The sequence below is a fragment of the Halomonas sp. DP1Y21-3 genome (assembly GCF_019801245.1).
Lineage (GTDB): Bacteria > Pseudomonadota > Gammaproteobacteria > Pseudomonadales > Halomonadaceae > Halomonas > Halomonas litopenaei.
Map to the genome: position 1 here is coordinate 267,091 of NZ_JAHVJM010000005.1, position 24,659 is coordinate 291,749.

9 protein-coding genes are annotated in these 24,659 nt (G+C 61.0%); 2 read left to right on the forward strand and 7 right to left on the reverse strand.

Translation table 11 applies throughout. The annotated features are described in order from the left end of the window. Positions 1 to 29: 29 nt before the first annotated feature. The gene (locus KUV74_RS15950) at positions 30 to 11,168 is read right to left on the reverse strand and encodes an Ig-like domain-containing protein (protein ID WP_222516825.1); all 11,139 of its coding nucleotides are present in this window, start codon (positions 11,166 to 11,168) and stop codon (positions 30 to 32) included. A 345-nt stretch (positions 11,169 to 11,513) separates the two neighbouring features. Between KUV74_RS15950 and KUV74_RS15955 the strand changes: the two genes are divergently transcribed. Both KUV74_RS15955 and KUV74_RS15960 read left to right on the forward strand, forming a co-directional pair. Next, on the forward strand, positions 11,514 to 12,263 hold the full coding sequence (locus tag KUV74_RS15955) for a hypothetical protein (RefSeq protein WP_222516826.1): 750 nt from the start codon (positions 11,514 to 11,516) through the stop codon (positions 12,261 to 12,263). A 465-nt stretch (positions 12,264 to 12,728) separates the two neighbouring features. Then, a complete protein-coding gene (locus tag KUV74_RS15960; protein WP_222516827.1) occupies positions 12,729 to 13,331 on the forward strand; it encodes a hypothetical protein in 603 nt (200 codons plus the stop codon). 1,932 nt (positions 13,332 to 15,263) lie between these two features. Here KUV74_RS15960 and KUV74_RS21005 read toward each other — a convergent pair. The 6 genes from KUV74_RS21005 to cls all read right to left on the reverse strand — a co-directional run bounded on the left by KUV74_RS21005 (position 15,264) and on the right by cls (position 24,515). Continuing rightward, the gene (locus KUV74_RS21005) at positions 15,264 to 17,399 is read right to left on the reverse strand and encodes a site-2 protease family protein (protein WP_222516828.1); all 2,136 of its coding nucleotides are present in this window, start codon (positions 17,397 to 17,399) and stop codon (positions 15,264 to 15,266) included. 3 nt (positions 17,400 to 17,402) lie between these two features. After that, complete coding sequence (locus tag KUV74_RS15970) at positions 17,403 to 18,812, reverse strand: efflux RND transporter periplasmic adaptor subunit (RefSeq protein ID WP_222516829.1); 1,410 nt, start codon at positions 18,810 to 18,812, stop codon at positions 17,403 to 17,405. Continuing rightward, positions 18,809 to 19,615 (reverse strand): efflux RND transporter periplasmic adaptor subunit, encoded by an 807-nt coding sequence (locus KUV74_RS15975; RefSeq protein ID WP_222516830.1) that lies wholly within the window; start codon positions 19,613 to 19,615, stop codon positions 18,809 to 18,811. Before KUV74_RS15975 ends, KUV74_RS15970 begins: the two co-directional genes overlap by 4 nt. 11 nt (positions 19,616 to 19,626) lie before the next feature. Further along, entirely contained in the window at positions 19,627 to 20,961 is a 1,335-nt protein-coding gene (locus tag KUV74_RS15980; protein ID WP_222516831.1) for a TolC family protein, read from the reverse strand. A 953-nt stretch (positions 20,962 to 21,914) separates the two neighbouring features. Further along, positions 21,915 to 22,832, reverse strand: a complete 918-nt coding sequence (locus tag KUV74_RS15985) for a LysR substrate-binding domain-containing protein (protein ID WP_108133590.1) — start codon at positions 22,830 to 22,832, stop codon at positions 21,915 to 21,917. Between the two features lie 249 nt (positions 22,833 to 23,081). Beyond that, on the reverse strand, positions 23,082 to 24,515 hold the full coding sequence (gene cls, locus KUV74_RS15990) for a cardiolipin synthase (protein WP_222516832.1): 1,434 nt from the start codon (positions 24,513 to 24,515) through the stop codon (positions 23,082 to 23,084). Positions 24,516 to 24,659: the final 144 nt, after the last annotated feature.

Genomic DNA, 24,659 nt, shown 5'->3' on the forward strand with positions numbered 1-24,659 from the left:
TTTCCTGCTTGTGACGGCCTGGCTAACCGTCAATCGTGCTCGGTCAGCAGCGCCAGCGCCTCCAGCAGATTCGGGTCCAGGTCATTCGACCGGTGATGGGCCCGACTGAGCTGCTCGCTGAAGCCTGGCGCGGCCACAGGGGACGATGGCTCACTTTCACTCACCTCCAGCCGAACCTTGTCCAGGTCCAGCACCAGGCGATAGTGATGTGCTTCCCCTTCACCGCCTCGGCTATCGATATCCAGCGTCACCTTTTCCAGCGCCGCCGGCCGTTCGATCAGCAGCTGACCGATCGAGGGACGCTGGATCCAGTCCGGCAAGGCTCGGCCCCCGGGTAATGACACCTTGATGTCGCGTTGCCCTTCCGGCAGCGTGAGCCACGCCCGCTCGTTCTCGACCAGAGCCTCCAGCGTCGCTCGGCCATCGCTGCTTGCCCACGACGTCGCTCGCACCTCACCGGGATGAGCCAGCGATCTGGCTTCCTGCAGCATCGAGGAGTTCCAGGCGCTGGATTCTCTCGGCTGATCCTTGTTTACCACCTCCATTTCAGCGTCGGTCAGCGCCGAGATGCCGTGTACCGCCGCTCTTACTGCCCCATCCGCAGACAGGTCGGCAAGGCCACCAAGGCCTCCGTACTGATTGACCACCTCATCGACCATGCCATCGGCATGCATCAAGGGCCCTTCAGCATCCGACTCGACATCCTGCGCCGGGACTTCGGGCGCACGGTCACCGATATACAAGCTATCGAGGGGCTCCACCGTCACCGAGACGGTCACGTAGGTTACACCGCCCTGCCCGTCCGACACCGCGACGACAAAGCTGTCGCTGCCGGAGAAGCCTGCTTCCGGCACATAGACGAAGGATCCATCCGGGTTCAGGGTAAGCTGACCGTGTCGAGGACCGTCATCCAGCGTGAAGGTGAGATCATCCCCCTCAACGTCCGATGCCACCACCTGACCAGCGGCGGCTTCACCGCTACCAGTGACGATGGGATCGGCACTGGCCACAGGGACGTCATTGACCGGCTCAACCGAGACGGTGACTACCACGGTAGTGGTGGCACCGCTGGCGTCGGTCACGGTCACGCTGAAGCTGATATCGCCACTGACGTCGGGATCGGGCACAAAGGTGAAGGTGCCATCCTCATTGAGCGTGACGGTGCCGCCGTCCGGTTGATGGTCGAGACGGAAGGTCAGGTCGTCATTGTCCACGTCGGTGGCGACGACGCGCCCCTCGACCGGGGTATCCTCGGTGGTGACGATGGGATCCACGCTGGCGACAGGGGCGTCGTTGGCGCCGAGAACGCTGATCGTCAGCGTCGCGGTGGAAACACTGCCATCGCTGTCGGTGATGGTGTAGCTGAAGGTCTCGGTGAGCGTCTGCCCCGGTTTGAGCGCGTCCACCACGGGGTTGCTGTTGTCCAGCGTATAGGAATAGCTGCCGTCCGCGTTCAGCACCAGGCTACCGTAACGGCCCTCCACCGGCTCGCCAACGCCGCCCTCGGGCGATGACTGACCTGTCCCGACCGCCGTGACCCCGCCATCCACCGAAACGTCATCGACACCATAGTGGTCATTGAGGAGGACGTTACCGCTGCAGTCGCTTCCCGGCTCTGAGCCTTCCTCGCTCACCTCACCGCGGTCATTGCCGGTGCCAGGACCATCATCGATGATGGCGATGGCCAGGGTACCAATGTTGTCGGTGGTCTCGCCCTCCACGTCGGTGACGCCGATGGCGAAGCTGTCGTTAACCGCGCCGCCGGAGTGATCGGCCCGGGATGTCAAGGTGTAGGTATAGCTCACCTCTCCGGTGGCGGGGTCGTAGTAGCGCAGCACCAGGGTGCCGTGATCGCCGGTCACCTCGATGGGATGGCTACCACAGTCCTTGAGCTGATCCAGGCTGATGGTGCTTCCCCCCAGGGTCAGGCTGGACAGACTGTCGGCTGGTCCGAGGGTAAAGGTGCCACTGTGGCTCAGGCCCAAGCCCTCGTGGCTGCCTCCTGTCAGACCGGCCTCGTCCACCGACCCATCGGTGGTGGCGTCGCCTGCTGAATCGCCCCCTCCTGGCTCACCGCCTCCATCCCCCAGCCCACCGACGGTCACCTTGTCGTCTACCGCCGTGACCGAAATGCTCAGGCTCGCGTCGGAGGTCGCGCCCTCATCGTCACTGACGGTGTAGGTGACCAATGGCATCTCGCCGTTGTAGTTCAGCGCCGGCACGAAACGGTAGCTGCCATTGGCGCTGATGGTCAGCTCGCCGACGCCTTCGATGACGGCGGTCTGCCCTGCCAGGAAGGTTCCCTCGATACCATCGACACTGAAGCCCGTAACACTGAGGCTATCGCCCTCGATATCGCTATCGTTGGCCAGCAGGCCGTCTTCGGCGGCGACCGTCAGAGGCGTGTCCTCGGCGATCGTGGCCTGGTCGTTCTTGGCGGACGGCGCGTCATTGACCGGTGTCACCGAGACATCGACCTCCACCGTGACGGTGGCACCGGAAGGGTCGGTCACGGTGACGGTGAAGCTGGTGTCGCCGTTGAAGTTGGCATCCGGGGTAAAGGTAAAGTTACCTTCCTCATCGAGGCTAACGGTGCCACCCTCAGGCTGCGCATCCAGACTGAAGGTGAGCTCATCGTCATCGACGTCGGTGGCGATGATCTTGCCATCCACCGGAGTATCCTCGCTGGCGGTCACCTTTTCCGCAGAAGCTTCCGGCGCGTCGTTGGCGCCACGAATGGTGATCGTCAAGGTGGCGGTGGCGAGATCGCCGTCGGCGTCGCGAATCTGATAGCGGAACGTGTCGGTCCGCGTGTCACCGACCTGGAGCCCGTCCACCACGCTATTGGTGTTGTCCAACGTATAGCTATAGCTGCCATCGGCGTTGAGGATCAGGCTGCCGTAGCTCCCTTCCAGCGGGACGCCGGTGGCCCCATCGAGACTTCCGCCTTCCACACCTACCCCGACCACCGCCCCATTGGCATCCGCACCATCGGCACCCGGGCGATCATTGGCCCAGACGCTGCCTGCGCCGGCAGCACCGTCCTCGACGACTACGCCGCTGTCATTGGTCGCACTCGGGGTGTCATCGATGATCTTGATCGCCAAGGTACCGGCGTTGGCGGTGACCTCACCCTCCACGTCGGTCACGCTGATCATGAAGTCGTCGCTGACCGGCTCGTTGGCGTGATCTGCGTTTGAGGTCAGCAGATAGCGGTAGCTGACCGTACCTGTGGCGCGATCGTAGCCTTCGATGGTCAAGGTGCCGTAGCGGCCCTCAATCGCGATGGGTGACGACGCGCTGGCCTCGAGCTCGGCAAGGCTGATGCTGCGACTGCCCAAGGTAAAGCTCGCCAGGCTGTCCGCCGGCCCCAGGGTAAAGCTGCCGCTATGGCTCAGTCCGCTACCTTCATCGCTGCCCCCGGGCAGGCCGGCCTCGCTGACGGAGCCATCACTGATGTTGCCTCCCTCGCCGCCATCGTTCCCGTCGCCCAGGCCGCCCAGGTTGACCTGGTCGTCCACCGGCGTGACCGTGATGTCCAGGGTGGCGGTGCTGGTCCCACCCTCGCCATCGCTGACGGTGTAGGTGATCGTTGGCACCTTGCCGTGGTAGTTGAGTGCCGGTTCGAATCGCCAGGCACCATCGGCCTCCACCGTCAGCTTGCCGAAACCATCGATGGTGACGGTCTCACCGACATCGATGCTCTCGCTCATGCCGTCGACGCGAACGTCCACGACCACCAGGCTGTCGTGATCGGTCTCGATGTCACTGTCGTTGTCGAGCAGACCAGGCAGACTGTCGTCGCTCGAGGAGTCAAGCGGCGTGTCCTCGGGGGTACTGGCGGTCTCGCCGGTCACCTTCGGCGCATCATTGACCGCTTCCACGTTGACCGTGACCTCGACAGTGGTGGTACCACCATTGCCATCGGAAACCGTGACCTTGAAGGTGATATCGCCATTGACGTTGTCGTCGGGGGTGAAGGTGAAAGTGCCATCGTCGTTGAGCGTAACCTTGCCCCCGTCTGGCTGCGCGACCAGATCGAAGCTGAGGTCATCTCCTTCAACGTCACTGGCCTCGATGGTACCGCTGACCGGGGTATCCTCCTGGGTCGTCAATGCATCGACGCTGGCCGTCGGCGCGTCGTTGGCCCCCTCGATGGTGATGGTCAGAGTTGCGGTGGACGTGCTGCCGTCGGCGTCGGTGATCTGATAGCTGAATATCTCGGTCAGCGAACCACCCGATTTGAGGCTATCGACCTCCGTATTGGTGTTGTCCAGGGTGTAGGTATAGCTGCCGTCGGCGGCCAGGGTCAGGCTGCCGTATTTGCCGACAACCTCGCTACCGACACCGTCCGAGCTGACGCTGGAGCCCGGGCCCGTCGCCGTCACCGTGACGTCTCCATCGGCGCCCTCGCGGTCATTGGTCAATACACTACCGGTGCCGGCATCGCCGTCCTCGGCGACGCTGACCTTGTCCTTGGCGGCGATGGGAGCATCGTCGAGAATCTCGATCATCAAGGCCTTGGGGCAATCCCGGGTCGAATTTTCAAGTTGGTCTGTCATGACCACGTCGACGCTATCGAACACTCGCTCTCCACCATGCTCAGCCGCTTCTGTCAGCACGAACCGATAGAGCACGGTGTTTTCCCGCACGTCGGTGCCGTCGCCTTGCTGGTAGCCGATAATCTCGAAATAGCCGTGATCGGTCTCGATGCGTACCGACGGATTGTCGGCGGACAACGCCGCCAACTCGCTCGGGGTGAAACTCGTGTCGCCGATGGTCAGGGTTTTGAGCTGCTGCGTCACCCGGTCCACCACCGAGAATGATCCTTCGTAGATCACCTCACCCGAGTCTCCAGGGTCTGTGCCGGTGGCGCCATCCGTGTTGAGTTGAGCTTCGTCTACCTCGCCCCCTTCCGTGCCAACCACCGCCGTCGTGCCGTAGATGCGGATGGTCAGGGTGGCGGTGGCCGTATCTCCGTCAGGATCGGTGATCTGGTAGGTAAAGGTGTCTGAAACGTGTCGCCCGGCAGCCAGCCACTTGACCGTGTCCGAGTCGAAATCGGGTACATAGCGGTAGCTGCCGTCGGCGTTCAAGACAAGAGTGCCGTATTCGCCCTGAAGCCCCTGTCCGATATGGGACGCCGACGGCCCGTCTGATCCTGCCCCCACTGCACTGACCGTGCCACCGTCACCGCCCAGGAAATCGGCGTCACCGTCCATGGCATCGGGATCGTCGCCTCCGTCGCCGGTCAAGACGTTTCCATCGGCGATACTGCTGGGTTGATTCGGCTTGTTGATCGTGTCGTCGACGTCGTTCACGGCCTTCGGTGCATCATCGAGTATGGCAATCGACAGGGTACCGGCATCCGCAGTGACGTCACCGTCGACGTCGGTGACGGCGATCGCAAAATCGTCACTGACAGGGCCCTGGCTATGGTCGGCGTGTGCCTTGAGGGTATAGATATAGCTGACCGTGCCACTGGCCCTGTCGTAGCCATTGATCAAAAGCTCGCCGTGGCCACCCTGGATCCTGATCGGCGTACCGGCACTGTTGACCAGCTGGTCAAGCGTCAAGGTGGTTCCGCCAAGGCTGATACTGGCGAGGCTGTCCGCCGGTCCCAGGGTGAAGCTGCCGGTATGGGAGACGCCACTACCCAGGGTACCGGTCCCCCCCGCCAGGCCGGACTCGCTGACCTGTCCATCGTTGGCACCATCACCGTCACCACTACCATCGCTCAGGCCCCCGACGGTGACCTTGTCGTCGACCGCCTCGACGCTGAGCTGGAGCGTTCCGGTGGTAGTTCCGCCGGCACCATCGCTGACGCTGTAGCTGATCTTGGGCACGTCACCGTGGTAGTTCAGTGCTGGCTTGAAGCGGTAGGACCCATCGGCGTTCAAGGTGAATTTGCCGACGCCCTCGATGGCGACCGTCTCGCCCGGCTCGAAGGTTCCCGTCACGCCCTCGATGGTAAAGCCGCTGACGCTGAGACTATCACCATCCATATCGCTGTCGTTGGCCAGTACCCCACTGTCCTTGTTCACCACAAGGGGGGTGTCTTCACTCGTGCTGTTGGTGTCCGGGGTGGCCACAGGAGTATCGTTGACCGGCGTCACCGTCACCGTAACTTCCACCGTGGTGGTACCGCCGTGACCGTCGTCTACCGTAACGCTGAAGCTGACATCACCGTTGACGTTGGCGTCGGGAGTAAAGGTGAAGCTGCCGTCTTCATTCAGTGTAACCGTGCCCCCGTCCGGCTGGGCCACCAGATCGAAGGACAGCGAATCGCCATCCACGTCGCTGGCGGTAATCTTGCCGGAGACCGGCGTGTCTTCAGGCGTGGATATCGCATCCACGCTGGCCACAGGGGCATCGTTCGCGCCCATGATGGTGATGGTCAGGGTCGCTGTACTGGTATCACCATCGGCATCGATGATCTGATAGGTAAAGACCTCGGTCAGGTTTGCCCCCACCGCCAGCGCGTTTACCTCACTGTTCGTGCTATCGAGTTTGTAGAGGTAGTTGCCGTTGGCATCCAGGATCAGGCTACCGTAACTGCCGGCGACGCTGCTGCCGACACCGCCGCTCGGCGACGCCTCACCGCTACCCACCGCGTTGACCAGCCCCTTGCTGGGGGCGCCATCGGCTCCTGCCAGGTCGTTGCCGATGACCGAGCCACTGATGTTGCCACCGTCCTCCACGGCCTGACCGGTATCGGCCTTGGCCACCGGTGCATCGTCGATGACGGCGATGGTCAGAGTGCCCGCATTGGCGGTGACATCTCCCTCGACGTCGGTCACCCCAATGACGAAGCTTTCGTGGACCTCACCATCGCCATGGCTGGCATTAGTGGTCAGTGTGAAGGTGTAGCTGACGATACCGGTCTTCTGGTCGTAGCCGGTAATGGTCAGCAGACCATGGGTGCCGTTGATCTTGATCGGGGTGGTGGCGCTGGCCTCCAGCTGCGCCCGAGTAATCGATGTAGTGCCAATGGACAGGCTTGCCAGACTATCGGCGGGCCCCAGCGTGAAGCTGCCGCTGTGGGATACCCCGCCGCCCGCCACATCCGAGCCACCGGTCAGGCCCGACTCCTTGACAGAGCCGTCGGTCATGGCGTTGCCGTCACTGCCATCGTTGCCATCGCCAAGCCCGCCCAGACTGACCTCGTCATCCACCGGCTTGACTGTGATAGCCAGCGCACCGCTGGTGGTCCCGCCATTGCCGTCACTGACGCTGTAGGTGACCTTCGGCACGCTGCCGTTGTAGTTGGTCGCCGGCACGAAGGTATAGGAACCGTCGGCGTTCAGGGTCAGGATCCCCACCCCGGCAATGGTGGCGGTTTCGCCCGCCTTGAAGCTGCCCGTCACGCCCTCGACACTGAAGCCGCTGACGCTCAGGCTATCGCCTTCCACATCAGCATCGTTGGCCAGTACGCCCTTGTCCTTGGCGACCTCGAGCGTCGTGTCTTCGTTGGTCTCGGCCTTGTCATCCACCACCGTCGGGGCGTCATTGACCGGCGTCACCGTGACGCTGACCTCGACGGTGACGGTGCCTCCGTTGCCGTCGGAGACGGTTACGCTGAAGGTAATGTCACCATTGACGTTGGCGTCGGGGGTGAAGGTGAAACTGCCATCCTCACTCAGGCTGACGGTACCACCTTCCGGCTGGGCGACCAGATCAAAGGACAGGTTATCGCCATCCACGTCCTCGGCCACGATGCTGCCGTCCACCGGCGTATCTTCCGATGTGGTCAAGGCGTCGACCGAGGCGGTCGGTGCATCGTTGGCCCCCTTGATGGTGATGGTCAGGGTGGCGGTGCTGGTATCGCCGTCGGCGTCGATGATCTGGTAGCTGTAGGTTTCGGTCAGGGTCTCGCCCTGCTGCAGGGCATTGACCATGGCGTTGGTGTTGTCCAGCGCATAGACGTAGCTGCCATCGGCGTTGAGCGTCAGGGTGCCGAAGCTGCCCACAAGGGCGCTGCCGACGCTTCCCCCATCGGTGGATTCGGCAACACCCACCTTTGACACCTTGCTGCCATCGGCGCCTTGCCGGTCGTTGCTCAGTACGTTGCCTGTGGAGGCCGCGCCGTCCTCGGTCACCGAACCGGTATCGGCGGCGGCCGACGGCGCATCATCGGTGATGCGGATCGACAGGGTACCGATACCCTTGGTGATATCTCCCTCGACATCGGTAACATCGATGGCAAAGCTGTCCTTCACCGCACCACTTGAGTGGTCGGCGGCGGAGGTCAGGGTGTAGCGATAGCTCAGCATCCCGGTCTGGCGATCATAGCCCTTGATCGTCAGGGTCCCGTGGCTGCCGGTCACCTTGATCGGCGTCGTGGCACTGGCCTCGAGTTGGGCCAGCGTTATGGTTGAACCACCCAGGGTAAAGCTCGCCAGGCTGTCCGCCGGACCCAGCGTAAAGGTGCCGTCGTGGGTCAGTCCTGTGCCCTCGGCATCGACCAACCCTGACTCCTTGACCTCTCCGTCGACGCCGTCCCCGCCATCACCGAGCCCGCCCACCGACACGCTATCGTCGACCGAATCGACCGTGATGCTGAGGGTGGCGGTGTCGCTGACGTGCCCGTCGCTGAGCACATAGGTCACCTTGGGTACGCTGCCATGGTAGTTGAGCGAGGGATCGAAGCGGTAGGAACCATCGGCGTTCAAGGTCAGGGTCCCCACCCCGGCAATGGTGGCGGTTTCCCCTGCCGTGAAAGTGCCCGTCAGCCCCTCGACGCTGAAGCTTGCCACCGACAAGGCATCGCCATCGATATCACTGTCATTGCTCAGCACGCCCTCGTCCTTGCCAACGATCAAGGGGGTGTCCTCCGCTGTGCTGGCGCTGTCGTCTGACGCGACCGGCACATCATTGACCGCACTGATCTTGACCGTCACCTCCACCTGGGTCTTGCCGCCGTGGCCGTCATCCACCGTGACGCTGAAGGTGATGTCGCCGTTGACGTTGGCGTCCGGCACGAAGGTGAAGGCGCCGGTGTCCTCGTCGAGGGTGACGGTTCCCCCCTCGGGCTGAGCATCAAGGGTAAAGCTCAAGGAGTCACCATCAGGGTCCTCGCCGACGATGGTGCCCGTGGTCTCGCCGTCCTCTGCACACTTGGCGGTGATATCCTCCGCTGTCGGGGCGTCGTTGGCGCCCTTGATGGTGATGGTCAGGGTCGCCATGCTTGTATCGCCGTCAGCGTCGGTGATCTGATAGGTAAAGGTCTCGGTGAGGGTTTCCCCCTTCTGCAGGCCGTTGACCGTAGCGTTGGCGTTGTCCAGGGTGTAGAGGTACTTGCCACTGGCGTCCATCACCAGGCTACCGTAGTCACCGGCAATGCTGCTGCCCACACCACCGGAAGGCGGAGCCTCGCCCTTGCCGACCGCGCTGAGTGCACCGCTGTCGGCGGCCCCATCGGCCCCCAGGGTGTCATTGGAAACGACACTGCCCGTCAGCGAACTGCCGCCGCTGGCGTCCTCGTCGACGCTGCCCTGGTCTGCCTTGGCGGTCGATACGTCATCGACCACCAGGATGGCCAGCGTGCCTGCGTTGTAGGTCTCGTCGCCATCGCTGTCGGTGGTGCCGATGGTAAAGCTGTCCAGGACCGGATCCGACCCATGATCGGCGACCGACGACAGGACGTAGCGGTAGGACACGACCCCGGTATCGCTGTCATAGCCGTTAATCGACAGCTCACCGTAGCTACCCGTGATGGTGATCGCGGTGGTGCCACTGGCCTCCAGCTGTGCCCGGGTTATCATCGTGACACCGATGGTCAGGCTGTCGAGGCTCGAGGCCGGCCCCAGGGTAAAGGAGCCCGTGTGCACACTACCACTGCCGCCGGCGGCAGAGCCCCCGGTCAAGGCCGATTCGTTGACGCTGCCATCGCTGCCGTCGCTGCCATCCCCGAGGCCGCCAAGTGACACGCTGTCTTCCACCGAGGCAACCGTAATGGTCAGGGAACCGCTGGAGGTCCCGCCCTTGCCGTCGCTGACGGTGTAGGTGATCTCCGGGACACTGCCGTGGTAGTTGGGCGCCGGGGTAAAGCTGTAGGAGCCATCTGCGTTGAGCGTTAGCGTCCCCTTGCCGGGGATGCTGGCGGTCTCACCCGCGGTGAAGCTGCCGGTGACGCCGGCCACGCTGAAACCAGAGACGACCAGACTATCCCCTTCCACATCGCTGTCATTGGCCAGAAGTCCTTCGCTCTTGTCGACACTCAGCGTCTCGTCTTCCTTGGCATCGCCCTTGTCGTTGGTGACCACAGGGGCATCATTGACGGCGGTTACCGTAATCGTGAGCGTCGAACTGGCGTAGCCACCGGATCCCTTCAGGGTGTAGCTGATGATCGGCAGTGCACCGAAAAAGTTCGCCACAGGATCGAACCGGTAGGAGCCATCCTTGGCCAGCGTCAGCTTGCCTATGACATTGCCGTCACTGTCCTTGACGGTATTGGCCTGCCCCAGTACCAGGGCGGTATCGGCAACGCCGTCACCGTCCGTGTCGATGGCCGCCGAGGCGATTTCGGTGGCCCCCGCCAGGGTATCGTTGGACAACAAGCCCTTATCCTTGGTGACCTCCAGCGCCACGTCCTCATTGGTCTTCCCGGCGTCTTCCACCGCCGTCGGCGGATCGATGCTGTCGCGATAGTCCAGGTCGAAACCGGGAGGTAAGGCGTCGCTGCCGTCTGCTGCGATATCATCGTCGCTGTCAGAGAGCGCAAAGTTGCCGTCAACAAGGTTCTCATCATTGGCATCAAAGCCATCGTTGGCGTCCGATCCCTCGAAGATGTCGAGGAGCCCGTCGCCGTCGGTATCGGTGCTGTCACTGACCGACGTTGCGCCATCGTCGCGCTCGGCGATATCCAGCTTGCCGTCGTTGTCGGAGTCACTGTCGAGATAGTCTGCCGTGCTGTCGCCATCGGTATCGACCGGCGTCAGCCCCTTGCTGGCCGTAGCGGTGATATTGCCGGTGTCCTTGTCGTAGGCGTCATCGAGTCCGTCCTTGTCGACATCGGTGCCAGAGGGCTTTATATAATCCTGGGTCGTCTGCGACTCGACATTGTCGGTGATGCCATCGTTGTCGCTGTCGATATCCAGGTGATCAAAGACACCGTCTTTATCACTGTCCCTGTAAGCCGCATGATTGCCGGAACTGGCAAGTCCCAATTCCCTTAGCTGAAGCTTATACCCCGCTATCGAGGGTCCTGTTTCATGGGTACTCGTGATAACAACTTCAAACCGGAGAACGCCGCGATACACGTGACTAAAGTTATAAATATCGTGCGTACTCGTGTTATCACAACCAATATTCGCTAAAACTTCCTCGCCCAGCAGCCCATCCTTCCCATACACCCTGATAGTAGCCGACCTTATCCCATCACCAACAACACCGCGATCATTGGCAATATAAAATTGATCGACCGTCAAACCAGAATTCGACAAGGAATCTACTACAGAGACAGATATCACTATCGGCGGATCAAGCTCCCCTTTCCTGCCTCCTGTATCGATATGTATGTAATCGCTACTCGAATCATCACCGTCGAATACATCCCCGGCTTCACCCACGACGATTTCGCCGCCATCCACCTTGATGGAAGAGTTGTCCCAGTAGTCTGTTCCTATCCAATTTCCCGAGACACCTTCACCCCACTCATTGATATCAAGGATTCCATCATTGTCGTCATCGATGTCCAAGCTATCTGCGATTCCGTCACCATCGGTATCAATCTGGCTATCCCGATAATCCAGGTCGGAACCGGGGGGCGAAGCGTCGCTGCCGTCGGCCGCGACGTCGTTGTCGCTGTCAGAGAGCACAAAGTTGCCGTCAACAAGGTTCTCATCATTGGCATCATAGCCATCGTTGGTATTCGTTCCCTCGAAGATATCCAGCAGGCCATCATGATCGGTGTCGGTAGCATCCGTGATGGCCCAGGCGCCATCATCGCGTTCGGCAATATCCGGCATGCCATCGTTGTCGGAGTCACTGTCGAGATAGTCTACGGTGCTGTCGCCATCGGTATCGGCCGGCGTCAGCCCCTTGCTGGCCGTAGCGGTGATATTGCTGGTGTCCTTGTCGTAGGCGTCATCGAGTCCGTCCTTGTCGACATCGGTGCCAGTGGGCTTTATGTAATCCTGGGTCGTCTGCGCCTCGACATTGTCGGTGATGCCATCATTGTCACTGTCGATATCCAGGTGATCGGCGATATTGTCACGGTCGGTGTCCTTCGCCACACCACCGATACCAATCCTGACACATGACCCTACATTGGCAACCACATTGTAGTCAGGATGCCACCCCATGCTCAGGGTCACCGTTTTTACATCGACGACCCTTACCGACCACGACAGTCCGTATAGGTTCCCCAATCCTCTCATGCTGAATGTGAGCGAGTTAAGATAAATCCCCTGAGCGACATTCAGGACATTGTTGGGATCGTAGACCACGATATAGGCACCGGGGCTCGATACGGTAAGCTGGTCATACCTATCAAACTGTCTGCTACTAGGTACGTTCTTGCTGTCGATAACGAAGTCCACAAAGGTATCTGTTGCAAGACTGACCGTTGCAACATTATCCGCGGAATAGTCAAAGTTTACCGCTCCGGCTTCTTGACCATAGCTGAGGCTACCCTCGGTGGTATTTGAGGTCACTTCTACCTTTGTGCCGTTAAAGTCAAGATCCGGTATCTTGTCGTTGGCGATATCGGTCGTGTCGATTTGTTCTTGTACAGAGGTATCTTTTCCTTCGGTAACATCAATGATGCCGTCGTTATCCTGATCGATATCAACCGTATCGATGATACCATCGCCGTCACGATCCAAGACAGCATTTTCCCGATAGTCAAAATCGACAACAAGAGGTTGTGCTCCGTCGCCATCCGCCGGCAGATCGTCGTCGGAATCAGCCAGCGTAAAACCATTCTCCGTGACATTTTCATCGTTTGCATCATAGCCATCGTTGGCGTTCGTTCCCTCGAAGATATCCAACAGGCCATCATGATCGGTGTCGGTCGCATCCGTAATGGAAGAGGCCCCATCATCACGCTCGGCGATATCCAACTTACCATCGTCGTCGGAGTCACGATCGAGGTAGTCTGCCGTGGTGTCCCTATCGGTATCGACCGGCGTCAGCCCCTTGCTGGCCGTAGCGGAGGTATTGCTGGTGTCCTTGTCGTAGGCGTCATCGAGTCCGTCCTTGTCGACATCGGTGCCAGAAGGTTTTATATAATCCTGGGTCGTCTGCGCCTCGACGTTATCGGTGATGCCATCGTTGTCGCTGTCGATATCCTTGTCATCGCAGATACCATCACCATCGGTATCCTTTGAAATATATTGAAACGCCACCCGGTCCATGGCGTAGTCACCGTTTCCTCCGTCCCCGTCCTGATCGACCACCATCACGATGCCATAGTTGCCGGCCTTGCTCAGATCAAACACACCGCTAAACGTCTTGAAAATACCGCTTCCAGGAAGATCGCCGATAAGGCCGTACGCAAGCGTCTTGACGCGCTTCCCAGCATCAAAATCCCAGATAAATATATTATAGCCATCCGAACCACGCGAATACGTTTTTGAGAGATCGAAGCTGTATCGATAGTCACCTGCCGCCAACTCCTTGCCGAACTTGTAGACAAGTGACTCGCTGCCATCCGCTGCATTTACCAGACTATGATTCCCACCATTCTCACCAGGGCTGATCTCATCAAAGAGGCCCCCGCTCAGCGATGAGTTTTTTGCACTATTAACCCAACTAGGCTTTGAAGTATTGTTATCAACAAGGTCTGAGCCGCTGAAATACCAACCAGAGGAATCCCCACCGGAAAATCCGCCATTCTCCACCAGATTTGGTCGACTAAAGTCATACTCGTTATCGTCGATAATCCCATCATTATCATCATCGATATCGACGCTGTTATCGATACCATCACCATCCGGGTCGAGGCGAGCGCTATCACGATAGTCAAAGTCAGCTACGCTCGGCACCGCGTCTGAGCCATCCGCGCTGACGTCGTTGTCACTATCGGAAAGGGTAAATCTCCCATCCTTGATCAGCTCGTCGTTGGCGTCAAAGCCATCATTGGCATCCGCTCCCTCGAAGATGTCGAGCAGACCGTCGCCATCGGTATCGGTTTCACTAGTGATGGACCAGGCCCCAGCGTCGCGCTCGGCGATGTCCTGCTTGCCGTCGTCGTCGGAGTCGCTATCGAGGTAGTCTGTGGTGCTGTCGTCATCGGTATCGACCGGCGCCAGGCCCTTGCTGGCCGTAGCGGAGGTATTGGCGGTGGCAGCATCGTAGGCGTCATCCAGGCCATCCTTGTCCTTGTCGATGCCGCTGGGCGCCACATACCCCTTGGTGGACTGGGCCTCGATGTTGTCGGTGATACCATCGTTGTCGCTATCCAGGTCAGCAGAATCAGCGGCTCCGTCTCCGTCACTGTCGATCCTGCCGAAGAATTCGACTTCTGTCACGGCAATCCCTGCTCCACCTCCCACCTGCTCTTTAATATTGAAAAACTGAATACTTGCCACACCGTGAATATCTTTCGGTATATCCATATGAAGCGGCCAACCAGCCGCCCCTTCGGGGATAGAGTTAGTGGCAGCATATCGAGTGCTTGAATAGATCAAGTCCCCGGAAGAATTATAAAACCTTATCTCACCTATCGAGCCAATCGATTGTGAATCATTAAGTATACTTCCCGCATTGTTCCACAGATCGATCCCATAGATACGATCGATGGGTGGATCAAAATTGAACGTAAAATCGCTGATTTGCTCTGCAGTGGACGATACAAAGTAAGTTTTGGTATTCCCGTCTACCAGGCGATCCAGAGGAGCCGAAGAAGCCCCGCCGCTCGTCACGCCATTGCAGGTTATTTTCTGTGCCCCACCTTCCACTGAATCGAGAATACCGTCCCCATCATCATCGATGTCGTCGACATCCAGGACGCCATCTCCATCGATGTCGGAGCCCCCGGCAGCACGCTCCCGCCCGCCCTTCTGGGCTTCCACGTGCTGCAGGGCGCTCATCAATACATCATGGCCTGCATCATGATCCGCGGAGCCCGTATCTGTCGTTGCGACCGCGGCGTCAGCCGCTTGCTTGACGTTATCGACGGTGGCGGTACTGGCAGCATCCAGCAACACCCGGGCTTCGAGTTCGCGAATCAACAAGTCGTCCTTGATCATGTCGGATCTCCCTCTTTGAATTCGGGCTGACCGTCACCTGGACGTGTCAGGTTTCAATGACTGCGACGCCTATGACCCCCACTCACGCACCAGCACCTGGGCCACACGACGTGCCATGCTGGCTGCCAGGCTAGACGGTTGCCCCTCCAGGTGAAGCTCCCCGCGAAGCTCGGTGAGCGGCGACGATTGGTCCTGGTCAGAGACTGCCAACAGTTCGAATAGCGCACGTTCCGGCACGGAGCGTTGGTCATCGGGCCGTGCCGCGATAGGTCCGCCGTGGTCTGACGCCAACATCCACTGATCGACGTAGCGGGAAGCGGCGGCGGCGATTCGCTCGACGTGCATGGGGGTCTGCGGCCAGAGACGCTCATCATCGACAAAAAAACAAGGCTGACCGAGCGCCAGCAATCCCAGATCATCGCTGCTGACGTAGCCACGGGCGGATAGCCGATCCGTACTGGCTACCAACGCCAGACGAAGGTCTGTGCCGACCCAGCGGCCCGAATGCAGGTAGTCGGCAAGCTCAACCACCGTGCCGTCCATGGGGGCGATGACGTCGAGCCGACGACGTTGATCGGTGAGTCCAGCAAGCTGCTGGCGTTGCATGTCCCGTTCGCTCTCCAGTACCAGACTCTGGGACAGGTCCGTGTTGTCGGCACTTCGTCGGTCCAGGCGCCTATCCACCAGATTCAGATGTTCCTGCACCGTTCTTTCCCGCTGTTGCAACGCTGGCACTTCGAGCCTGACCAGTACCTGCCCCCGCTCGACGACATCGCCGACGCGGACCAGCACCTGCTCGACCCTGGCGGCGCGATGGGCAAACACCGGAACCTGTTGACTGGCGCCGAACACCACCGGCACCGTGATTCGATGAGGCAGAGGCAAGGCAACGAAGGCAGCGATGCCGGCGGCCACCGCCAGGGTCATCAGCACCCGCCGGCCAGCCTCCCTGCGTCTTTTCCACCAGACCATCAGCTCACGCAGTATCGGCATGACAATGAACCATAGAATTTCCACGCTGAAGAGAAAGACGCCCAGCACCTTGAAAAAGAGGTGGTAGACCACCAGGGCAATCCCGAGAAACAGAAAGAAGCGATACACCCATACCGCCAGGGCATAGCCGATCAATACCCGGCGCTTGGCACGACTCAGCGCTTCCGGCGGCGTATCGCTAAAACCGAAAAGCCCTTCCCTCAACCACCAGCGCCCCATGGCAAAGCCCCGCTCCTGCAGGTTGACAATGCCGAGCAGGTCACTGAACAGGTAGTAGCCGTCGAAGCGCATCAGGGGATTGAGGTTCACCGCCAGGCTCAGCACCCAACCGGTGGTGGCAAGCGCAAAGGCCACGAACCGCAGAGCGCCATCCGGTAGAAAAACCCAGGCCAGAGTGGCATAGACAGCGATGACCAGTTCCACCGCCACCCCGGCCAGATCGATCAGCACACGTTTGCGCCGCCGGGGCAGCCGCCAGGCATCGGTGGTGTCGGTAAACAGCACCGGCATCATCACGATCAGCGCCACCCCCATGCTCGACACACGAACCCCAAAGCGGGTCGCACAGAAGCCGTGGCCAAGCTCATGCAGCGTCTTCACCAGCACCAGACTCAGGGAAAACGCGACCACACCGGAAACGCTGAACATCGCCGGCAAGGTGGTGAAGAAGCTCTCCCATTGGCGAGAAACAAGGTAGAGGCCAATGACACCCAGGATCGCCGTGAAGAGCCAAAAGCCTCGATGAAAGAAGATGGCGACCAGCGGTAGGCATCGCTTCAACCCACGCCCTGGATACACCAGGGGGATACGCACGAAAAGGTAGTGATGAAGCAGCCACTTCCACCAGGATGGCCGGCTGGCCTCACGATATCGCCGAGCCTTGTCGAAGCTGCGGCCTTCGCTGGCCTCGAGCAGGTCGTTGTGATCCAGAAATTGCTGGATCTGGCGAATATCATCTTCGCTGATGTCAACGTGTCCGCGGGCGTCAAGACGTCGCCTCAAAGCCTCCACCGTCCCCGCCGACCAGCAGGCGAGAATATCGACGACCCTGGCATCAATCTCGAAAAAACGTCCGGCCAGCGGGTCATGAATCTTCCAGCGAGCGGCCTTGCCTGGTTCTGCCCCACCTTCGATCAGCTCGAGCTCCTGACGAAGCGACCCAAGCAGCTCCTGCTTTGCTGAATCAGACGTGCCCTCCATTGCCCTGGCCACGGCCTAGACGCCTGTCAACTGTCTGAAGGTGACGATCGGGCGCCGGAACAGATAGTAGAACAGTGATACCGGCTCACCATGGATTCGCGCCGTGCCTCTGAGACCCAGCCGCGGCATGTCTTCTCTCGGCGTTTCCGGTATCGCCATCACCTTGAAATTGGCGATACCGCTGGCGTTCTTTTCGGCCTTGTAGGCGGCCCGTGCCACGACCGCCGACACCGGTTCGAGGGGTGCTGCATCAAGAAACACATCCACCGAGGCTCCACGTTCGAGGGTGACGGCGTCGGCGGCCGCCACTTCGAGCCGGAAAGCAATATCCGCCGGGTCCGCTACCTGCATCACGGCTTCACCCACCCGCACGGGACGCCCTACCCAATCCTGCGGGTCGCCATAGAGGGCGACCCCGCTGCGCTCGGCGCGAACTACCGCCTTGTCGAGCAGGTCATGGGCATAATCTCGCTCGGCTTCGGCAACTCTCAGCTCGCTGCGAGCGATGGCGAGCTCGCGCTTGGCCTCACTGCTTGCGATGGCAGCCTGCTGTAGCCTCAACGCCTTGGACTGGGCCACCTGAACCTTGCGCTGGGCAACTTCGAAGTCATTGCGTAGTTCCACGTCCACCAGCTGCACCAGCGGATCACCCAGCGCCACCCGGGCGCCGGGAGCGACCAGGATGCGGTCGACGACGCCCGCCATCGGTGCCGCCACGACAAACGGCTCACTGGCGACCACCTCAGCGGGCGCCCTCGACGTCAGCGGTACCTGCACCAGCGCCAAGGCTGCCCCCAGGCCCAGCACCGTAGCCAGCGCCAGTCCGCGCGCCCCCCGTGCTCGCCCAAGAGACACACGGCGTCGACCTCGGATCGCGCTGGCGCCGTGACCGTAGGCCTGGGCAAGACGACTGGCCAGGGCCAGGTGCGGTGTTTCCCAGGCACGCTCGCGAGTCAGTAACCAACCGGCGCCGATGGGCCGGTCGCCATAGCTTAGCGGTATCCACAGCCCATGGCGCATGGCGGGTATGCCTTCGTCCTCCAGGACGTTGGCAAGATCCAGCAAGCGCGGTTGCGTCTCGTCCCGGTGTTCACGCCAGTCACTGCCCACCAGATGCTGGTAGGCAAGCACCTGAGCACTGTCATGAGGCACCCGCGCAAGTCCTCCCACCGCCTTGACTCGCCAGCGATTTCTGCCCGACAGGCAAAACACCAGTGACTGGCGAGCCTGGAGCAGGCTCTGCCCCTCATTGGCCAGGTGGCACCACAGCTGGTCGAGGCTGTCACAGTGGCGCAAGGCGCCTTCGATACGAATCAGCCGCTCGCCACCTGGCCCCACCTCCGAGCCACTCGCTCTGGCCTGACCCTCCGCCACCGGGTGTTGCGCCTCGGTAGTAGACTGGCGCTCAATCGCCACACTCGTCATGAGGAGGTCACTCCACAGCGCCTGCCCTCACCGCCCCCCCTGGAGGGCCAGGTCGCGGTGCCGCTCATCCCGGGAAGAACCCGTGCCGGTGCATTGTCCACTCGGCTGATCACCTTGACGGTCTGGCTGACGGGATCGACGGCAGCCGAGATGCGCGACACTTCTGCGTCAAGCCTGTCGCCGGTCTCGTCCACCTCGAAGCCGAAGGCGCTACCCCGGGTCATCCAACTCAACCAGCAGGAAGGCACCACCATATGCAATTCCAGTGCGCCGTCACTCACCACCTGGATCAGGGGAGCGTTGGCTTCCGGCGTCTCGTTGGGGCGTACCATGGGCTCAACCACTCGCCCGGCAAAAGGCGCCTTGATCTGACAATCCTTGCGTTGCTCCTGGATGGCGGCCACCCGGGCCCGCTGCTCACGCACCTTGAAACGTGCAATGTCGGCATCCGCCTGTCCGGTGGCGCCCATCTGCAACAGTTCGTTCTGCATGGCGGCGTTGCGGGATTCCGCTGCGGCCTTAGCCTCCGTCGCACGCAACTCGGCGTCGAGTCCGGCGCAGTCGAAGCCGACCAGCACCTCATCGGCATCGAAGTGGTCGCCTTCCTTGAACGGCACCTCAAGCACTCTGGCCGATAGACGACTCGACAGTATCGCCTCGTGCTCGGCCCTCAGGATGCCTCTGGCCTCGCCCATGTCGCTGGCCTGGGCAGCCCCCGACAGCAGCACTGCCAGCACGAGTCCCGGCCAGAGCGTGCGAGTCCGCTGGCCACACTGCCCCGCCCCCAGGCTTCTGCTGTTCATCCCGTGCGCCCTCATGGCGATGCCACCACGTCAATGGCCAAGGCATCGCCACGCTGCGCCCACAGAGCACGCAGATCATCGGCAAGCTCCAGGACGCTTTCGTTGCTGCTCATGCCGGCATCCACTGCGTCGATGCCTGTGGCCGTATAGACATTGGCGTAGGCCCCCTGGAGGTCCGACAGCGCCTGATCCATCCGCACCTCGGCCAGCAGGGTATTCATCTGTTCACGAATCAGGGTCTGTTCGCTGACGTGCCTGGCACGATAGCCGGCTTCCACCTGATGCTCGATCGCTCGCTGCACCTCAAGGAATCGCTTGGCCGTGCCGAGTTCTCCGCGCCGCAGTTCATAGCGTGCTCGGGTCACCGATACCTGAGTCGCCACCGCCATGGTCAATGCCAGGCTCCGTGCATCGAGCAGATCGCTCTGGGCGTCGATACGATCCTGACGGGCCGGCAGACTGAACACCTTCAGCAGGTTCCAGCTGGCGCGAGCGCCATAGCTGACCCAGTCACTGTTGTAGAGAAAGTCGTCGTCGCTATAGTTGGCTCCGACGAAAAGCTTGAGACTCGGCAAGGTTTCCAGAATCGCTGTGGTGCCCTCGCGCTCGTTGTTGCGCAATTGGTAGGCGACTTCGCGCAGCTCCGGGCGATTCATCACCGCCAGCTTCAACATGGTGTCGTAGGAAAGGTCGATCCCTTTCCAGGCCAGGTCACGCGGCGGCAACACCAGTTGGTAGGGTTGCTCGGGCGGAAGGTTCATCAGCGCCGCCAACTGCTGCTTGGACACCCGCAGCTCCCGCGTCAGTGACTCGAGGTCGCGGCGAATGGTCAGCAGTTCACGTTCATAGCTAAGCGCAGGAAGCGGCGCCGTCAAAGCACTGCGCTGCTGACGGTGGGCCTGATCCAGCGCCCTTCGTGTGCTCTCCTCGAGCTCTCGAGTCTTGGCCAACAGACGTTCTGCGCTGACCGCTCGCCAGTAGGCGGCGCGTACATCCTCGATGATGCGCTGGATGACCTTGCGCTTGCTTTCCTCGGCCAGCATGACGCTGTCGGCCCTCTGCTGAGCCCGCACATAGGACAGGCCAAAATCGAGCACGTCCCAGCTCATGGTAAGGTCGGTCGCCAACTGGTTGCGTTCGCTGGATGACGAAGGTTCCAGCGACTCCTGACCACTCAACAGAGAAATGCTGGAACTGCCCGGTTCATTGTCGCGTCCGGTAAAGTTGAGGTTGCCGACCACCTTGGGCAGCAAATCGTAGTGCGCCAGATCGAGCTCCTTGGTGCGCAGGGCCTGCTCCATCACTTCCACCCGATAGTCCAGGTTGTACTTGATGGCGCGGGCCATTGCCGAATAGAGATCGATTGGGGCAATAACGGGTTCCTGACTGGCCGTGACCCTCGCCAACAGGTCGTCGGCGCGTTGTTCATTGGCCTGTTGCGACATCGGTTGAGGGGTGACAGCGCAGCCGGACAGCACCAGCGCCGTTGCGACGCCGACCCAGGTCTTTCCATATTGCTTTCCGAAGCACGAGGCCCTCTGGCCTGCCACTCCACACTTTTTATCGACCATCCCTGTGCCCCCTGCCGAAATTACCTCAGCCTTCAAGAGTGACGCGTCTTGCCTGCTGGTTGCGCACCTGCCTACCGGCCGCCACCGACAGGCGCCCAACATTGCAACAGCGCACAAACGTCGAGAAAGCGAGCGTATAACTTATGTTACTTCGTGTAATCAACTATCCAGAGAGCTGGACAATGGGTCAATATGAAAACCCGAAGAGCGCAAAGGTTGGCCCAGTTTCTTGACCTTGATCACAGTCATGACCGACAACGTTCGGTAGTGCACAGAGTGTCACCTGGGCGAGAAAGGCCCTCTTTTGTTACACCTTTCATGCTCCTTTTCATTGGCTGGGTACGGATACACACGCAGCAGGTAGCGCGAGAAAGGCATGACCTAGCTGCATGCCATCGGATGCGAAACCCTCGCTTAACGGGACAAGCGCCACCAGCCAGCATCGTGAATTTCCAAGCCATCTAGAGCGAAAACGCCAGTACGCGACAGCCAGGATCAGTCAGGAAAGCATGGTAAAAACGTCAGGACACGAATGTTGGGATCAACCAGGAAAACAAAGCGGGATCAAAGACAGGAAATGGGAATAGACGCGGGGGTCTTCGCAACCACTGAGCGACATGGCACCTCCATGCCGGGTCCAGCAGCGGCTTGCCTGTCTGTCGTCGTACAAGGAGGGGATAGCGCCTGACGGGCACAGGTCCGCAGGCACTTGTCAGAGGTAAAGGCGATCAGGCCTCGAGGAAGTCTCGCGGCAGCTTCATCATCTGGCGCCACAGTTTTTCGACACCGGGCTTATGCACCAGTGAACAGCGATACAGGCGGATCTCCAGCGGGACGTCCCATTGCTCGCCACCGGCCCGCACCACCGCCCCGCTCTTCAGCTCCTGCCTGAGGCAGAAATCGGGTATCCAGGCCATGCCCACGCCCTGCATGACCATGGCCTTGAGCCCCTCGGCCATGGCGGTCTCGTAGACGGTACGCAAGCGCATGCGCAACGGGTCATTCTTCAACAGCATGCGCACGCTACGCCCGAGAAAGGCACCCTGGGTGTAGGCCAGGTACGGCAGGGAGTCGTCACCGTCCAGAGGGAAGCGCGGCGCTCCCTGCTCATCCGGCAGGCTCACCGGTATCATCTTGACCCGCCCGATGGAAAAGGAGGGAAAGACTTCCCCGTCCAGCTGCATACTGGCGTAGGGGTCGTAGTAGGCCAGCATCAGGTCGCAGTTGCCTTCGCGCAGCACATGGATGGCCTCCCCCACGTTCATCGCCACCAGCCGCGTCGGCAACTCCCCGAGCCCCTTCTGCAGCCGCGAGATCCATTGAGGGAAGAAGCTCAGCGCCAGCGAATGGGCTGCCACCACGTCCAGCGCCTCGTTGGCCATGGCCAGGCCGCGCAGATGGCCGAGGGACTCGTTGAGCTGCTCGACGATATTGCGAGCGGTCACCAGAAACAGCTGCCCCTGAGGGGTCAGGTCGATGGGCGTGGTCGAGCGATCCACTAGGGTGACGCCCACCGCCTGTTCGAGTGAGCGAATACGGCGACTGAAGGCCGGCTGGGTGACGTGGCGCTGGCGTGCGGAGGCCGAGAAGCTGCGGGTGTTGGACAGCGCAACGAAGTCCTCGAGCCATTTCGTTTCTAGATTCACCAGCACTCCTTGTCAAGACACCAACCACACGGGACGCTATCGCCTTGAACGTGACCGAAGGGGCCACATCAGACCGCCCGATAAAACGGCTAAATGTACCGGAAAGCGCCCACCTTCCCAAGGGAATACTGACGCTTTATTGCTCCGCCATGCTGCGTGCCACTGTGCCGGACATTGACCAGCCTCCAGCAGAGCCTTGTTCTCTTTTTGCCTCGGGGGATGGCAAGGCAGCGGCGGCGCCTGCACAGGCTACTGCACAGGCGCCAGCAGGTAGGCGGCCCGGGACACCAGCTTGCGCCACAGCGGACGCGAGCGCAGCTCGTCGAGGCTGACCTCGCGACAGTTGGCGAAGTCCTGTTCCAGCATGGCTTCCACCTCCAGGGCGAACGCCTGATGTGGCACCAGGGCGGTGATCTCGAAGTTCAACCGGAAGGAGCGGTTGTCCAGATTGACGGTACCGACACTGGCGGCGCTGTCATCGATCAGCATGACCTTCTGATGGAGAAATCCCGGCTGATAGCGATAGACCTTGACCCCGGCGCGGATCATGTCCGGCAGGAAGGCGAAGGCCGACAGGAACACCAGCAGATGGTCGGGACGTTCCGGCATCATGATGCGCACATCCACCCCGCGCATGGCGGCCAGGCGCAGTGCGTCCTGTACGCCCTCATCGGGAACGAAGTACGGACTGGTCACCCACAGACGCCGATGGGCGCTGTGGATCAGGTGCTGGACCAGCAGGCTCGCGGTCTCCTGCGGATCCGCCGGGCCCGAAGGGACGATCACCACATGGCGCCCGTTGCCTTCATCGAGCGTGCGCTGATCCACCTGGGGCGCCCAGGACAGACTCAGCATGGTGCCGGTGGCCCAGTGCCAGTCCTCCCAGAAGGCTTCCTGCAGCCCCAGCACACTGGGCCCGACCAGCTTCAGATGGGTATCGCGCCAGGGTCCGTGGCGAGGATCCTGTCCCAGATACTCCACCCCCACGTTAAAACCACCGAGCCAGCCTTCGCGACCGTCCACTACCAGGATCTTGCGATGGTTGCGGAAATTGAGCTGAAAACGGTGACGCCATCCGCGCGAGGAGTGAAAGGCGCTGACGTGGATGCCCGCCTCGCGCAGCTCGCCCAGATAGCCGTCGCCTAGCTGCCGGCTACCGATCTCGTCGTACAGGAAGTAGACCCGCACCTGACGCCGTGCCGCCCGCACCAGATGTTCCTGCAGCCGACGACCAAGTTCATCATTACGCACGATGAAGAACTGAATGAGGATATAAGAGCGGGCCGCATCGATACCGGCAAACAGGCTGTCGAAGGTCTGATCGCCATCGACCAGCAGCTCCGTCGAGTTGGCGCGGGTCAGCGGCATCATGGCAAGCTTTTCGACCGCCTTGACGTCGGCGTCGGTGGCCCCCACCAGATAGGAATCGAAGCGATCTCGATAGCGCAACAACACGCGCCGTAGCAGCGTATCGCGCTGGCCGCGCGCCGACACATAACCGTAGAAGCGTGGTCGGCCGAAAACCCAGTAGGCCGGCAACGCCAGATACGGCATGGCGACCAGCGAAATGATCCAGGCGATCGCCCCCTGAGAGGTTCGACTCGACATCAGCGCGAGCACGGCGGAGATGGCCCCGCCCAGGTGAATCAGAAAGATGGCCAGGCCAAGCAGCCATGAGGTCATCGAAGGTCTCCATCCGTGTGACACCGCACCACATCGAGCGCTGAGCGTCGGGGCGCACTAGCTAGCGTTATTGCGGACTTCAGCATACCCGCAACGCAGGCGGCCCCGCCAGATGACGGGGCCGCCTATCGTGTCTCGCCGTGC

What these genes read in the sequence shown, in the direction of transcription:
- KUV74_RS15955 (WP_222516826.1), top strand. Translation starts at nt 11,514, where the DNA reads ATGTATGTAATCGCTACTCGAATCATCACCGTCGAATACATCCCCGGC.
- KUV74_RS15970 (WP_222516829.1), bottom strand. Translation starts at nt 18,812, where the DNA reads ATGACGAGTGTGGCGATTGAGCGCCAGTCTACTACCGAGGCGCAACAC.
- KUV74_RS15975 (WP_222516830.1), bottom strand. Translation starts at nt 19,615, where the DNA reads ATGAACAGCAGAAGCCTGGGGGCGGGGCAGTGTGGCCAGCGGACTCGC.
- KUV74_RS15980 (WP_222516831.1), bottom strand. Translation starts at nt 20,961, where the DNA reads ATGGCCCGCGCCATCAAGTACAACCTGGACTATCGGGTGGAAGTGATG.
- cls (WP_222516832.1), bottom strand. Translation starts at nt 24,515, where the DNA reads ATGACCTCATGGCTGCTTGGCCTGGCCATCTTTCTGATTCACCTGGGC.